Source organism: Vibrio sp. R10-SG3-ISO10 (assembly GCF_059834185.1).
The window spans coordinates 66694-82256 of record NZ_JCBDHG010000023.1 but is presented as its reverse complement, the minus strand read 5'-3'; the positions used below and the strand labels follow the sequence as shown (position 1 = coordinate 82256).

Genomic DNA, 15563 nt, shown 5'->3' with positions numbered 1-15563 from the left:
TATGGGACTACCAACAAAATTTTGTTTTATTCTATTGGCTCTTTTCTCTGTGCCTTCTTATGCGCTAACACAGCAAGAGCTGAATACAAAAATCTGTCAGTATGTTCCCTCCGTTGCACAGACTAACAGCTATAATAATGGGGGAGTTTACAACGGTAGACTTGTACTTTCTGGAAATGCTCAGAATGTTATTCAAGTGCCCAAAGATGGACAAAAGCTTTCATTTGATAGTAATAGTGGTAACTTTCAGTGCGACTATCCAACAAACCCTAAGCAAACTTGTTTGATTGACAATACTATTACTTACTCTGGTTTCCCTTTCAATGTTCCCGCTTTTCCTGCATCAGGGAGTGATTTCGAGTGTAAGAGTACAAACTGTTCTTTATCTTCAGGGACATATAAAGACGTCAAGATAACAAAAAACAATGCAACTTTAACGCTTAACTCTGGAGTGTACTATTTTAATGAGCTGAACTTTGACGCTAATGGGGCCAAGTTAGAAGTTACTGGTCCGGTTGAAATTCACTACAATAAAATCTTTTTTAAGCAGAATGGAATAGTAGTTAACAGCAATAATCCTGCGAATCAGGTTTTATTTATTGGTCATGGCGAAGACTCTTTTGTCAAAGTAGAAAAAAACAGTGCCACGATTAAAGCATATTTCTACATCAGTCATGAAGCAACCAGTGAGGGTGGCTTTGGTGTACTAAGTAACAACAATAGTTTTACAGGTGGTATAACGGCATACAATATTGAGGTATCAGGCAACAATAATACCTTTTCCCATTTTAGCGGCTTTTCTTGTGATTCCTCTAATAGCCCCGTTGCTTCTCTGGTAGTTGAACCGAATAATTTCCATTTAACCTGTCAAGACAATACTCAATTATACGTTGTACCATATGACAGCAATGGCAATCGCCTTTTTGACGTAGATGGAGAAAACGTAACCCTTTCAGAAGTATCTACAAACAAGCTCACTGTAACGAGCAATGGTTTTAATGCTAGTGAAGGGAGATATGAGTTTACTTTGGGGGATAAGTCAGACAATCAATATGAAGCTATCAGAATTAAAGCCTCACTCGATTCCGATAATAGTGTGTCTGCTACAAGTGATTTAATGTATGTCCCTTTTAAGTTTGAAGTGAATAACGGAAACGCTATTTCTCTAGTTGCTGGGTTGCAAGATACTAATATATCCGTGAAAACATTAGCTTGTGACAGTGCTGGGAGGCCAATTTCGATTAACTACAATAAAACTTTTACTGAGTCAGACATCAACGTTTCTTCATTTTCTCCCGCATCAGGTACTTATATTGGAAAGCTTAGCTTTAGTGCTCCAATCACTAATGGAGAAGCAGCAGCGACAATGCGGTTTGATGAAACTGGTACCCTCACTGGAGAATTTAGCGACAATATCAGCTGTGATGACCTAGGGGGAGGATTACAGGGGTGTCCTTCAGGAGGCAGTCAAGATATCGTTGGTACTTTTACTATACAGAGTCGTCCTTGGGCTTTTGCTGTATGTACTTCAGCGGATACTTCCGGGACATCCTCATCTGGCCCTGCTTTTGTTGCGGCTGGTGGGGAGTTTGATGTTCAGGTTTACCCTATAGGTTATCAATCTGGAGTTACTATTGATAGTAGTGGTCGTTTAGTTAGTGATGATGTAGTTTGTTCAGTCCCCCCACTTTCCAACCCTTCTATTTCTAATTCACCTAGTTATACGGTTTCTTTAAGTCATGAGCTTGATAGCCCTCTTGGAGGAAGCCTCGGAGTTATTACAAGTGATGATAGCCTGCAAAGAACTAACACTGTGGTAAACCCTGAACTGAAGCATGAATTAACGAAATTAAAATGGAGTGAGGTCGGTAGCATCAGCTTGATAGCCAATACTAGTAGCTCAGGCTATAGCGGCAGCATCATCGCAGGTCTTCGCAAAGTTGGGCGTTTCTATCCTGATTTCTTTAAAATAGACGAGAACGCGTGGAATGATCCGCTAGTAGGTGGGGGGCCGCAAAAACAAGCCTTTACATATATGAACCAAGCCTTTAGCAGCGTGACAGCTAAGGTCGGAGCGTACAATGTTCAAGGTACAGCGACTACAAATTATGGAGCGTTCTCGAGCTCTCTTCAGGCAGTCTTCCAGTTTGATAATCGAGATAGGCTGACCAATGCTGATACCGCTTCCTTAGCGACGAAATCTTCATATCAATCGAGCCAGTGGGTTTTAAGTAGCGATCAAATTGCTTGGAGCAAAAATGCTGACTTCACTCCAGATGGACCATATAACTATCTTTCAGGCAGTACGCTTAATGTAAATCTAGAAGTTTCATCTTCTACGGTAAATGACCCTGTAAGGTTCAAGTTATCTGCTTCTGATACTAATCCTTCGTCAACTCAAGTCCTACCTGATGAGCAACCTCGCTTATTGTTTGGACGATATAATCTTGCCGATGTCGGTGGTGTGCAAGGTGAGTCAATCACTGTACCTTTGCAAGCTCAGTATTGGAATGGTAGTAGTTTCCAGACCAATGTTAATGATAGTTTTTCGACTTTTGATGGTACACACCATTGCAGCAATGTCATCTGGCCTAGTGTGGGAGCGACCAATGGCAATGTTACCTTAAATGAAAACGGTACATTAAGTTCTGGGGATTCACGAACCCTTGTGGCTCGTCAAACAATATCGGCAAGAGAGCAAGTGCAATTATGGCTTCGATTAGACAACAGTAGCCCTTCCGCAAATTGCAGTGGAACTAATAATGGTCAGACTTGGATGATGTATGATTGGAACCAAAATGGCACCGATGAGGAGAATCCCTCTACCGTAGTTACTTTTGGTATTTTCCGCGGTAATGATCGAGTGATTTTCCGCGGTGAATCTGGATTAACCGGCCAGTAATTTTTGTCATTTTTTTGCCTATCGTTAGGAATCTGTTAGAAATTGCGTGTTTCAGCCCATGTTTACACTTCAATGCCTTGCTGTGACGGCAAGGCATTGGTACATTTAGTGCAATTTTCTATCTTCTAATTCTTTCAGGACGAGCGAAGAATATGTTCAAAAAACTTCGTGGCATATTTTCTAATGACCTATCAATCGATTTAGGTACTGCCAACACACTTATCTACGTTAAAGGACAGGGTATCGTTCTTGACGAGCCTTCAGTAGTAGCCATCCGCCAAGACCGTAACCGCGCAGGTAAAAGCGTAGCCGCTGTTGGTCATGCTGCTAAACAAATGTTGGGTCGTACACCGGGGAACATCTCTGCTATCCGTCCAATGAAAGATGGCGTTATAGCTGACTTCTACGTGACTGAAAAAATGCTGCAGCATTTCATCAAGCAAGTACACGACAACAGCGTGCTAAAACCAAGCCCTCGCGTATTGGTTTGTGTTCCTTGTGGTTCTACTCAAGTTGAGCGCCGCGCAATTCGTGAATCTGCACTAGGCGCAGGCGCGCGTGAAGTTTACCTAATTGATGAGCCTATGGCGGCAGCAATTGGTGCAGGCTTACGCGTATCAGAGCCTACAGGTTCTATGGTGGTCGATATCGGTGGTGGTACTACTGAAGTTGCGGTCATCTCACTAAACGGCGTGGTTTACTCCTCTTCAGTTCGTATCGGCGGTGACCGCTTTGATGAAGCGATCATCAACTACGTTCGTCGTAACTACGGCAGCTTGATTGGTGAAGCGACAGCTGAAAAGATCAAACACGAGATTGGTTCTGCTTATCCAGGTGATGAAGTAGAAGAGATCGAAGTGCGTGGTCGTAACCTAGCAGAAGGTGTGCCGCGTAGCTTTAGCCTAAACTCAAACGAAATCCTAGAAGCGTTGCAAGAGCCACTAACAGGTATCGTCTCTGCGGTAATGGTTGCATTAGAGCAATGTCCACCAGAGCTAGCGTCTGATATTTCAGAAAATGGTATGGTACTGACAGGTGGTGGTGCTCTACTTAAAGATCTTGATCGTCTACTAACAGAAGAAACAGGTATTCCTGTCGTTATTGCTGAAGATCCACTCACGTGTGTTGCTCGTGGTGGTGGTAAAGCGTTAGAGATGATCGACATGCATGGCGGCGATCTATTTAGCGAAGAGTAATTTGAATGATCTTGGCCTAGTGCCAAGATTGGCAAGATAAGGATCTCATATTCCATGAAGCCTATTTTTGGCCGAGGACCTTCACTACAGTTACGCCTGTTTTTTGCCGTTATTCTATCAGCCAGCCTTATGCTGGCTGATAGTCGTTTAGGTGCGTTTGCTCAAGTTCGTTACCTACTTAACAGTATGGTGGCACCTATTCAGTATTTGGCGGATGTCCCTCGCGTGATGTTTGATGGCGCTTATGAGCGTTTCAATATTCGTCAAGACTATATGGAAAGCACTCGCAAACTTAAACGTGAAGTGCTGCGTCTTAAAAACGACCTGCTACTGCTTGATCAATATCGCGAAGAAAACCAAAGATTGCGTAAGTTGCTCGGCTCTTCATTTATTCGCGATGAGCGCAAAGTCGTAACCGAAGTGATGGCGGTAGATACGTCACCTTATCGTCATCAAGTGGTGATCGATAAAGGTCAGATTGATGGCGTTTATGTTGGTCAACCTGTTGCAAACGAGAAGGGTATTGTTGGTCAAGTGACCTTTGTTTCGGCGCACAACAGTCGAGTGCTGCTGCTTACCGACAGCTTAAGTGCCATTCCGGTACAAGTGATCCGTAACGATATTCGAATCATTGCCTCCGGCACAGGTAAATCAGATCGAATCAACCTTGATCATATCCCGATCAGCTTAGATATCGAAGAAGGTGATCTGCTGGTGACTTCCGGTCTCGGTGGTATCTATCCTGAAGGCTTCCCAGTTGCACACGTTTCAGAAGTAGAGCGTGATACCGCACGAGAATTCGCTGTTATAGAGGCAGAGCCTGTGGTCGATTTTGAACGCTTACGATATCTACTACTAATCTGGCCGAATGATTCTCGTCAGGAGAAAATCCAGCAAGTGACACCAGAGAGTCTAGAGGAACAATAGAAATGGCAAATAGTGTACTAAAAGGAAAGTTTGTCATTGCTTGTTCGTTCTTAATCGCTTTGACATTACAAACAATACCTTGGCCGGGAATGCTTGATTTGTTGCGTCCGTCATGGCTGCTGTTAGTGACCTGCTACTGGGTACTTGCACTGCCACACCGAGTGAACGTTGGTTCGGCATTGATCTTGGGCTTGCTATGGGATCTACTGCTTGGTTCGACACTGGGTATCCGCGGCATGATGATGTCGATTGTGATTTACCTCGTTGCGCTCAACTTCCTCGTGATTCGAAATATGGCACTGTGGCAACAAGCGATTTTGATTGGTGCAATGTCGATGTTGCTCGACGTATTGATCTTCTGTGGTGAGTACTTAATCCAAGATGTGACTTTTAATCCGGTCTCGCTGTGGAGTGGATTAATTAACTGCATTCTATGGCCTTGGATGTTCCTATTAATGCGTCGTGTAAGACGTCACTGGCATATACGATAAAATGACTAAACCATTGATTTTGGCTTCTGGCTCACCAAGACGTAAAGAGCTGCTTTCTCAACTTGGCTATACCTTTTCGGTGGTGAAAACCGATGTTGAAGAGTGCCGACAATCTGGTGAGAGCGCATTTGACTATGTTTCTCGCCTAGCTAAAGACAAAGCGATGGCGGGAGTAGAGCTTGAGCCAAACTCAGTGGTTATCGGGTCTGATACGATTGTGGTTTGCGATCAACAGGTATTGGAAAAGCCAGATGATTTAGCGCATGCTAAACAAATGCTAATGGCGCTCTCGGGCAGGGCGCATCAAGTGATGACAGCAGTGACTGTCGCCACAAAAGAAATTCAAGAAACTGTAGTGGTATCTACAGACGTATGGTTCAAGACCCTGTCAGAGCAAGAAATAGAACAATACTGGCACACGGGCGAACCTTGCGATAAGGCTGGTAGTTATGGAATTCAAGGATTGGGCGGACGATTTGTAACTCGCATTGAAGGCAGTTACTACGCAGTCGTTGGCTTACCTCTGTATGAAACTGACCAGCTCTTGCACAAATTCTTATAATTAAAATTTGAGGTACTCTTATGAGTGCAGAGTTGATTATCAACGTGACCCCGAGTGAAACTCGCGTGGCCATGATTGAAGGGGGAACCCTACAAGAGATCCATGTTGAACGTGAAGCAAAACGCGGAATTGTCGGGAATATTTATAAGGGTAAGGTCAGTCGAGTCTTACCGGGTATGCAGGCTGCTTTTGTCGATATCGGACTAGAAAAAGCAGCGTTTCTTCACGCGTCAGATATCGTTCCTCATACAGAGTGTGTGGCTGAAAATGAAAAGCAGCAGTTTCAGGTGCGCGATATTTCTGAGCTCGTTCGTCAGGGACAAGATATTGTCGTTCAGGTGGTTAAAGATCCACTTGGCACAAAAGGCGCACGCCTGACAACCGATATCACTCTACCTTCTCGTTACCTTGTGTTTATGCCTGGTGCGAGCCATGTTGGCGTTTCGCAACGAATTGAAAGTGAGCAAGAGCGTAACCGCCTTAAAAAGGTAGTGGGTGAGTATTGTGACGAAAATGGTGGTTTCATTATTCGTACCGCTGCTGAAGGTGCAGACGAGAAGGAATTGTCACAAGATGCCGCTTTCTTAAAACGTTTGTGGTCAAAGGTGATTGAACGCCGCAGTAAATACAAAACCCGCGCTACTCTGTATGGTGAGCTAGGTTTGTCGCAACGTATCCTACGTGACTTTGTCGGCACCGAGCTAAACAAGATCCTTGTTGACTCACGTACCGAATTTGAAAACCTCAAAGAGTTCACCTCTGAATATGTTCCTGAACTAACAGAAAAGCTTGAGCTTTATGAAGGTGATAAACCTATCTTCGATATGTACGACACTGAGAACGAAATACAACGTTCTCTAGAGCGTAAAGTAGAGCTTAAATCTGGTGGGTATTTGATCATCGACCAAACCGAAGCAATGACGACTGTCGATATTAACACCGGAGCGTTTGTTGGCAGACGTAACCTAGAAGAGACCATCTTCAATACCAACATTGAAGCGACTCAAGCGATTGCTCGCCAATTAAGGCTACGTAACCTTGGCGGTATTATCATTATCGACTTTATCGATATGGCTTCTGATGAGCACCGTGAGCGTGTACTTACTTCATTAGCGACTGCCTTGGACAAAGATAGAGTTAAAACCAATATTAATGGCTTTACTCAACTTGGCTTGGTCGAGATGACACGTAAGCGTACCCGTGAAAGCATTGAACATATTCTTTGTTCGACTTGTCCAACTTGTGAAGGGCGAGGCAGTGTCAAAACGGTGGAATCAGTCTGCTACGAGATCTTGCGTGAGATTACGCGTGTTAATCGCGCCTATGACGCTGATAAGTTCGTTGTCTATGCATCTCCTGCAGTCGCAGAGACGCTACAAGGGGACGAATCTCATGCCCTCGCTGAACTTGAAGTGTTTATTGGCAAGCAGGTGAAAATCCAAGCTGAGCCACTCTATATTCAAGAGCAATTTGACGTTGTGATGATGTAAAGGTTGTTTGTGATTTCAACAGCGACTCGGCTTATTCGATTACTACTTTGGCTTACCGTTACAGCTTTGGTCATTCTGGCCATAGCGGTAACGGCGATGCGTATTGCGCTACCTCAACTCAACCACTTTCAGCCTCAAATCCAAAGCTGGATTAACCAAGGTACAGGGCTTGAATTTGAGGTTGCTGAAATTAAGGGTTTCTGGCGCAATACACACCCCTCCCTTTCACTGCAACAGGTAAAAGCCAAGACGCCTGCAAGCAGTGGTATTCATTTTTCGGCCGATAAAGTTGAAGTTGAACTCGACCTTATTCAATCTTTACTGCAACAACAGCCCGTCGTAGCAGATCTCAATATCTATCAACTCAATCTAGATATCTCGTCGGTTGAGTGGATAAACACTGGCAGTGATGAAACTCCTAAGTTGCAGCCTCAGGGCGAACAGAAGGATGTAATGCAGCAGCTTGACCAGCTGTTACTGCGTCAGCTTGATGGTTTCTCTTTAGCAGAGTCGAGAATACATTTCTTAGGTATTGATGGCACTAACCGCGAACTCGATATTAAAAAGTTACGTTGGCAAAATAACGGTCGTCATCACCTTGCAGATGGTGAAGTCAGTCTTGCTCATGGCAACTTGAATTCGGCGCAAGTAAAAGCGAATTTCATTGATCACGGCTCGTTGAAAGAAGTGAGCGGTGAGTTTTATCTCTCGGTGCAAAACGTGCTGATTACGCCGTGGCTGACCAAATTTATAAAAACTGAATCGGGTATCGATAAAGGCCAAATCAGCTTCAGTAGCTGGTTAACGTTAAAGCATAGCCAACCTACCAGCGCCTACTTGGAGTTTGATTCTTCAGAGCTAAGTTGGCAGGAAGGACAACAGCACGAGTTGTGGTTAGATTCAGGGGTTGTTGAGTTAGAGCCTTATAACGATGGCTGGCAAGTAAATGCTCACTCACTAAGCTTCACGACGGATGAGACTAAATGGCCAGCACTCGATATCGCCTTTGACTGGCAACCTGATGAGTGGCGTTTGAATGTCTCACAACTCGACATTGCAGCGATTACGCCTTTAGTTAAGTTAGCGCCAAATTCCAAACCAACGACAGATTTCCTTAAAACGCTTGCTATTGGTGGTTTGATTGAAGATGTCAGAGTGTCTATGGGCTCTGAGTTAGATAGCTTGCAATACTCGGCAGAACTTTCCCATGCCTCTATGACTCAATGGGAACTTCTACCGGGTCTAAATCATTTATCGGCGTCTGTGTCTGGTGATCTGCAACAAGCGAAAGCTAAAGTCACTTTAATTGACGACGTGCTTCCTTATGGTGATGTCTTCCAAGCGCCACTCAATATCAAGCAAGGCCAAGTAGATATTGTTTGGCAAAATAGTGAATCAGGTTGGAGCTTGTGGGCAGATAAAGTCACCGCAGCGACTCCCGACTTGCAAGTCTTGGGTGCTTTTAAGTTAGACTTCCCTAAAGACCAAAGCCCATTTTTATCCTTTTACGCAGAAGCCGATTTATATAATGCCGCTGAAACTTGGCGTTACTTACCAACTTTGGCGCTCGGCCGTGATCTAACCGACTACCTAAGTACTGCTATTCAAGGTGGTAAGGTGAATACGGCCAAACTGCTTTGGTATGGCGAGTTAGGCGATTTTCCTTACCACAATAACGACGGTATGTTCCAAGCGTGGGTGGGCTTAAAGCAAGCCAAGTTTAGCTTTGATACCGCTTGGCCACCTATTACCGATCTGCAGCTAGACCTGCTGTTCCAGAATGATGCCATGCACCTCGACTCACGCAGTGCTACCTTAATGGATGTTAAAGCTAAGCGCATTACTGGTCGAATTCCAGAGTTAGCTGAAGGCGGGCATATTGAAATTGAAGCGCAGGCAGTCGCACAAGGTAATGCGGTACGTGACTACATGACAGCCTCTCCTTTGGTTGATTCTGTTGGTGCTGCTCTGACGGCAGTGCAAGTCGATGGGCGAGTAGAGTCTAGCTTCCAGCTTAATATTCCATTTAGCGAAGATAAGGAAGCAAGAGCTTGGGGATACGCGGATCTGAAAGATAATCATGTCACTATTGATGCTCCGCCAATGACACTAGAGAAAGTCTCTGGCCGAGTTGAATTTGATAATGACGTTGTCAGCGCTGCGGGTTTGTCCGCTGGACTACTTAACCAGCCGGTATCGATTGACTTCCAAGGCGAAAATATCAATCAAGGTTATGGTGTCGCGATTGATGTTGTTGGCGATTGGGAAGTTGAACCTTTGATTCCATATTTAGGTAAGCAGTGGCTTGAACCTTTGAACGGCCACGCTCCTTGGAGTATGGATGTGGATATTCAGCTTAACGATGTTGGATTCACCTATCAGATCAATACTGAAGCGGATCTTAAGTTTCTTGCGAGTGATTTTCCTGCACCACTAAATAAAGCTGCTGGAGTTTCTGGTAAGGCTCGCCTTGAAGCATCCGGTAACCAAGAAAGTATTACTGCCCGAGTGCAGCTGCCGAACTTTAAGTATCAAACCGAAATAGATATTCGACCTGATGTGCCTGTTCTAACCGATACTTACCTATTGTTAGGTAAAGGTAGCTTTAAGATCAGCCCAGTTGCCGGTCATCAAGCAAAAGTGGTGGTCGATGAGCTCGATTTGGATAAGTGGCTCGAGAGTTTCGCCGTTGAAGAAGGGCCTTCTGAAGCCGTTGTTGCGCAGATGAACACGCCACAGATTCCATTGCCAACTCGAGTTGACCTTGATGCTAAAGAGCTCACTCTAGGTACAATTGACTGGAACGATGTCGATTTTAGTGCCAAGCGGAAGGGGCTTGGCTGGTACATGAACTTAGATAGTCAAGAAGCAAAAGGTGAAGCCAGCTATATTGAGCCGTATGATCTCTCGGTCTCTTTAGAGCGTTTACACGTCTACATTCCTGCATTAGATAAGGAATACAAAGACAAGGGCATGTTTGAGCCAGAAAACAACGACGCGCCTCTGATCAGTCATTTTGAGCGGACTTTCCATGAGCAGATTCCAAATATCACTTTAGCGATCAATGACTTTTGGCTACAAGGATACAAAGTTGGCAAAACTCATCTTGATTTACAACGTCAGGGCGAGAAGTTGGAATGGAAGAAACTGACATTTGAGAGCGGTACAAACAAAGTCGATATGAAAGGCTGGTGGCGGATGAGTGAAACCGAAAGCCACACCAAATTCGATGTTGAAATGTCCGGTGAAAATAACAGTGATGTAATGGAGCGTTTCGGTATTACATCAGGTATTCAGCGTGCGCCGTTTGAAATCAGTACTCAGCTTGAATGGGATGGATCTCCATGGTCTGGCAAGGTAGATACGCTCAATGGTGAAGTGTCGACTAAGCTAGGTAAGGGGATGATTTCTGATGTCAGCGGTGCTGCGCGTTTGCTTGGGATATTTAGCCTAGATTCGATTATCCGTAAGATGCAGCTCGATTTCAGTGACGTATTTGATAAAGGGATGGCGTTCAATTCAATTACAGGTAGTGGCTCAATCCGTAATGGTATTTTCTTAACTAACGATATCAAGATGGATGCGGTTGCTGGTGAGATGAATATCAAAGGGCTAGCTAACCTTAACTCTCGCACCGTGGATGCGGAAGTGAAGTTTACGCCAGATATTACCTCGGGTATTCCGGTATTAACCGCCTTTGCGGTTACCCCGCAAACTGCGCTGTATGTCTTAGCGATTACTACCGTGATCTCTCCAGTGGTTGAAGTCTTTACTCAGGTTAATTATGAAGTGAAAGGGCCGCTTGATTCACCTGTGGTTAAAGAACTCTCACGCAGTAAAGGGGAGTTTAAACTTCCGGAATCTTTACGCGAATCGACTAAGTAAGGAATAAGGCTCATGGAACGAGTGGGAATAATTCAAATGACCTCTGGGCCAAATCCGAGTGAGAATTTGGCCTATATTCGTCAACAAGTGGCAAGTTTGGCTAAGCAGGGAGCAAAGTTTGTCGTTACGCCTGAAAACGCTTTAGTGTTCGGCAATCGTCAGGACTATCACCAAAATGCTGAGCCGATAGGTGACGGTGATTTGCAAGCTGCACTATCTGAGATTGCGCGAGAGAATACGGTTTGGTTGGTCATTGGCAGTATGCCTATTCAACGAGAACAAGGCGTTACGACAACCAGCTTGCTTTATTCGCCCGAAGGCAAGTTGGTGGCTGAGTATGACAAGCTGCATATGTTTGATGTTGATGTAGCTGATGGTCACAAACGCTATCGAGAGTCAGAAACCTTTACTCCGGGATCGAGGGTGGTTTCTTATCATGCACCATTCGCCCATATTGGCCTGAGTATCTGCTATGATGTACGTTTTCCAAGTTTGTATAGTGAGTTAGCTCGCTTAGGGGCAAACGTGATTCTTGTACCTGCCGCTTTTACAGCGGTGACGGGCAAGGCGCATTGGGAAACCTTACTCCGGGCCCGTGCGATTGAAACTCAATCTTGGCTGATAGCCGTTAACCAAGTCGGGACTCATCCCTGCGGCAGAGAAACGTGGGGGCATTCTATGGTTATTTCTCCATGGGGAGAAGTGATCGCGAGTCTTGCCGATCAAGCAAGTAATTTATTGGTCGAAATCGACCTCAGCCAAGTACAAGAATTGAGAGCTGCGATGCCAGTGGGTCAGCATGCTCGATTCAGCAACCAGTTACAAAATTAAGAGCAAAGTATGACAATAAATCATGTAGAAGATGCGTTGCTAAAGCCAGCCGGACTTAGTGAACAAGATATTGCTGATACGCTAGCGAGTATTGCAACTCGCCAAATTGATTATGCAGATATCTACTTTCAGTCGAGCTGGCATGAATCTCTCGTGCTAGAAGATAGCATTATCAAAGATGGCTCTTTCAACATTGATCGCGGTGTGGGCGTTCGTGCTGTCACTGGAGAGAAAACAGGGTTTGCCTATTCAGACCAAATCCAACTTGAAGGTTTGACCCAAAGCGCTGTTGCCGCTCGCGGTATTGCTCAACAAGGTCAAAACGGTCAAGTACAGGCGTTTAAGCGTAGCGACAATCAAAGCTACTATGCTGCGGCTAACCCACTAGAGAGTTGGGAAAAAGAGCAGAAGACAAAACTGCTTAAAGAGCTTGATGCGTATATTCGTACCAAAGAACCATTGATTAATGAAGTCTCCATCAGCTTAAGTGGTGTGCATGAGCAAATGCTTGTCGCGGCAACTGATGGCACTTATGCTGGCGATGTGCGCCCACTTGTGCGCTTGTCGATTAGCGTGCTTGCTCAAAAAGGTGACCGCCGTGAACGTGGTAGTTCTGGTGGCGGTGGTCGATTTGGTTACGACTTCTTCCTCACTGAAGAAGAGGGTGCCAAGGTCGCCTATCACTACGCAGACGAAGCGATCCGTATGGCACTAGTCAATTTGGAAGCGGATGCTGCACCTGCTGGCATGATGCCAGTGGTGCTCGGCTCTGGTTGGCCGGGAGTATTACTGCATGAAGCAGTGGGTCACGGTCTTGAAGGTGACTTTAACCGTAAAGAGTCTTCGGTATTTAGTGGAAAGGTCGGCGAGAAAGTAACGTCTGAGCTTTGTACTATTGTTGATGATGGTACATTGAAAGATCTGCGTGGTTCGTTAAACGTTGATGATGAAGGCGTCAATGGTCAATACAACACCTTGATTGAAAATGGTGTACTCAAAGGTTACATGCAGGACAAACTCAATGCCCGTTTAATGGGTGTCAACCCAACGGGTAATGGTCGCCGTGAGTCTTACGCACATTTACCTATGCCTCGTATGACTAACACCTACATGTTGCCAGGTCAGCATACACCAGAAGAGATTATCTCAACGGTTAAGAAAGGCCTGTATGCGCCTAACTTTGGTGGTGGTCAGGTTGATATTACTTCAGGTAAGTTTGTGTTCTCAGCCTCTGAAGCTTATTTAATTGAAGACGGTAAGATCACTCGCCCAGTAAAAGGTGCGACACTGATTGGCTCTGGTATAGAAGCAATGCAGCAAGTCTCTATGGTCGGTAATGACCTTAGCATTGACCGCGGTGTCGGTGTATGTGGTAAAGCAGGCCAGAGTGTCCCTGTCGGTGTTGGTCAGCCAACGCTCAAGCTCGACTCCATCACTGTAGGTGGTACGGAGTAGGAGAGGAAGGGAGCGCTTTCGCTTCGAGATCGGGCTTCGCCCTGCGAGATGCTAGAACGCTTCGCTCCGAGATTCGAGAACGGCCTCTGTCCTTCGAGAGGTCTTTTGGGATGAACGGTCGAAAGTTGCTGAAAAGCTGAATTGGCCATAAAAAGAAGGGTTGACGCCACGCGCCAACCCTTTAATTGTTCTCGCTTCTCGCTTCTCGCTTCTCGCTTAAATCCCATCTCTCTCAATCGGACAACTCATACAACGAGCGCCACCGCGGCCGCGGCCTAGTTCATTACCTGGAATGGTAAGGACCTTGATGCCCGCTTGATCATACTTTTCATTGGTGTAGACATTACGTTCATAACCAATCACAACGCCTGGTTTCACGGTTAATACGTTGTTGGCGTCATTCCATTGTTCACGCTCAGCTTCGTAGCTGTCGCCACCTGTGGTAATGATCTTAAGGTAATCCAAGCCCAATGCTTCTTCAATTGCATGGATGAAGCTTGGCACTTTCTCAACTTTCATATCACCATCGTCTTTCGGAGTCAGGCGCCAAGTGTTGAGGTCTTTACGCATGATCTCTGGATAAACGGAGAAGGTATCAATATCCATATGGGTCATAACGGTGTCTAAGTGCATGCATGACCGGTGCTTAGGCAATTCGATAGCGATCACTTGCTTAGCTTGACCATGTTTAAACAGGCTAGCCGCTAGGTTCTCAACACCTTGTGCAGTGGTACGTTCTGACATACCGACAAGCACGGCGCCTTTACCAATCACCAGTACGTCACCGCCCTCAATATTGGCGTTGTCGTAGTGAAGGTCTTCATCACCGAAATACTTAATGAAATCTTGGCCTGCAAATACTGGGTGCCAACGGTAGATAGCGCGTAAGTGATTAGTTTCACGCTGACGTGCAGGTTTCATCATTGGGTTGAGTGACACACCACCATATACCCAACAAGATGTGTCTCGGGTAAACAGGTGGTTAGGAAGAGGCTCAATCACGAAATCTAATGGTCGATGCATACGTGGTAGCATTGACGATGATTGAATCGGCAGCTCTGAATACGCCAAACCGCCAAGCAATACGGTTGCTAGATGCTCGTTGTCCATTTCAGACAGATAATGGCGTAGGTCTTTGGCAAAGGTCGGGCCGTAACGGAAATCTGAAATCTGGGTGTTAAGGAGCCAAGTCTTCGCTTCATCAACAGCAAGAGTTTCAACAAGTAGGTCGTGAAGTAATAGAACTTCGACGTCTTGGCTACGTAAGGTTTCGGCAAACTTGTCGTGCTCTTCACCCGCAGCTTCAACCGCTAACACATCGTCAAACAAAAGTTCATGACAGTTCGATGGGGTTAAGTGGGTGAGTGCTCGCTCTGGACGATTTAATAGTACACGTCTAAGTTGACCAACTTCTGAGCCTACATACAACTTACTCATTTTGTATCCTTACAATTAGTTCCAGAGCGTATTTATGACAAGTTTGTTATAAAGATGCAAGCGGCCAATGCAGATTGGTTTGCTGCTTTTGTGTGTGATTGTAGTGAAATATCCCTAAGTTCTGTGTTTGTTTGAGCTTTGGTGCTATTTTATAACTTAACTGTTCGGTTCAATGATATGCGTTGCTATGCGATTCTTAATGGCTAAAAAGAGTGCTCGTTTTTTGTGAACCGGAGCATAGCTATGCACAATTGGGAGTTGATAAGGATTATTGCTACCTATTTATGCATTTCACCTATCATCGAGTCTATGCACTGGGCTGATATAAAAACGCAGTGAATTGTACTTTTGTGGTGGTATTAAAAACTGAGAGAAAACTCTGAATCC

10 protein-coding genes are annotated in these 15563 nt (G+C 45.1%); 9 read left to right on the top strand and 1 reads right to left on the bottom strand.

Annotated elements, in window-relative coordinates; translation table 11 throughout:
- Position 1: 1 nt before the first annotated feature.
- The 9 genes from AC6R16_RS18655 (at position 2) to tldD (ending at position 13739) form a co-directional block, all read left to right on the top strand.
- Positions 2-2902 carry a hypothetical protein gene (locus AC6R16_RS18655; RefSeq protein ID WP_500675401.1) on the top strand — a complete coding sequence of 967 codons (2901 nt, stop codon included), beginning with the start codon at positions 2-4 and terminating at the stop codon, positions 2900-2902.
- A 152-nt stretch (positions 2903-3054) separates the two neighbouring features.
- On the top strand, positions 3055-4098 hold the full coding sequence (locus AC6R16_RS18650; RefSeq protein WP_004747218.1) for a rod shape-determining protein: 1044 nt from the start codon (positions 3055-3057) through the stop codon (positions 4096-4098).
- Between the two features lie 54 nt (positions 4099-4152).
- Positions 4153-5025 (top strand): rod shape-determining protein MreC, encoded by an 873-nt coding sequence (mreC, locus tag AC6R16_RS18645; RefSeq protein ID WP_500640510.1) that lies wholly within the window; start codon positions 4153-4155, stop codon positions 5023-5025.
- Positions 5026-5027: 2 nt separating this feature from the next.
- On the top strand, positions 5028-5516 hold the full coding sequence (gene mreD, locus AC6R16_RS18640; RefSeq protein WP_486787251.1) for a rod shape-determining protein MreD: 489 nt from the start codon (positions 5028-5030) through the stop codon (positions 5514-5516).
- A 1-nt stretch (position 5517) separates the two neighbouring features.
- Entirely contained in the window at positions 5518-6078 is a 561-nt protein-coding gene (locus tag AC6R16_RS18635) for a Maf family protein (protein ID WP_500675400.1), read from the top strand.
- 20 nt (positions 6079-6098) lie between these two features.
- Positions 6099-7568 carry a ribonuclease G gene (gene rng, locus AC6R16_RS18630; protein ID WP_500675399.1) on the top strand — a complete coding sequence of 490 codons (1470 nt, stop codon included), beginning with the start codon at positions 6099-6101 and terminating at the stop codon, positions 7566-7568.
- Between the two features lie 9 nt (positions 7569-7577).
- Positions 7578-11453 carry a YhdP family protein gene (locus AC6R16_RS18625; protein ID WP_500675398.1) on the top strand — a complete coding sequence of 1292 codons (3876 nt, stop codon included), beginning with the start codon at positions 7578-7580 and terminating at the stop codon, positions 11451-11453.
- 12 nt (positions 11454-11465) lie between these two features.
- On the top strand, positions 11466-12284 hold the full coding sequence (locus tag AC6R16_RS18620; RefSeq protein ID WP_500675397.1) for a carbon-nitrogen hydrolase family protein: 819 nt from the start codon (positions 11466-11468) through the stop codon (positions 12282-12284).
- Positions 12285-12293: 9 nt separating this feature from the next.
- Positions 12294-13739 (top strand): metalloprotease TldD, encoded by a 1446-nt coding sequence (gene tldD, locus AC6R16_RS18615; protein WP_500675396.1) that lies wholly within the window; start codon positions 12294-12296, stop codon positions 13737-13739.
- A 216-nt stretch (positions 13740-13955) separates the two neighbouring features.
- On the opposite strand, the gene arcA is transcribed toward tldD, so the two are convergent.
- Positions 13956-15176 carry an arginine deiminase gene (gene arcA / locus AC6R16_RS18610; protein WP_171324952.1) on the bottom strand — a complete coding sequence of 407 codons (1221 nt, stop codon included), beginning with the start codon at positions 15174-15176 and terminating at the stop codon, positions 13956-13958.
- Positions 15177-15563: the final 387 nt, after the last annotated feature.

Excerpts from the sequence above, each read along its gene's own strand:
- tldD (WP_500675396.1), top strand. The coding sequence starts at position 12,294 with ATGACAATAAATCATGTAGAAGATGCGTTGCTAAAGCCAGCCGGACTT.
- AC6R16_RS18620 (WP_500675397.1), top strand. The coding sequence starts at position 11,466 with ATGGAACGAGTGGGAATAATTCAAATGACCTCTGGGCCAAATCCGAGT.
- AC6R16_RS18655 (WP_500675401.1), top strand. The coding sequence starts at position 2 with ATGGGACTACCAACAAAATTTTGTTTTATTCTATTGGCTCTTTTCTCT.
- arcA (WP_171324952.1), bottom strand. The coding sequence starts at position 15,176 with ATGAGTAAGTTGTATGTAGGCTCAGAAGTTGGTCAACTTAGACGTGTA.
- AC6R16_RS18650 (WP_004747218.1), top strand. The coding sequence starts at position 3,055 with ATGTTCAAAAAACTTCGTGGCATATTTTCTAATGACCTATCAATCGAT.
- mreC (WP_500640510.1), top strand. The coding sequence starts at position 4,153 with ATGAAGCCTATTTTTGGCCGAGGACCTTCACTACAGTTACGCCTGTTT.
- rng (WP_500675399.1), top strand. The coding sequence starts at position 6,099 with ATGAGTGCAGAGTTGATTATCAACGTGACCCCGAGTGAAACTCGCGTG.
- mreD (WP_486787251.1), top strand. The coding sequence starts at position 5,028 with ATGGCAAATAGTGTACTAAAAGGAAAGTTTGTCATTGCTTGTTCGTTC.
- AC6R16_RS18635 (WP_500675400.1), top strand. The coding sequence starts at position 5,518 with ATGACTAAACCATTGATTTTGGCTTCTGGCTCACCAAGACGTAAAGAG.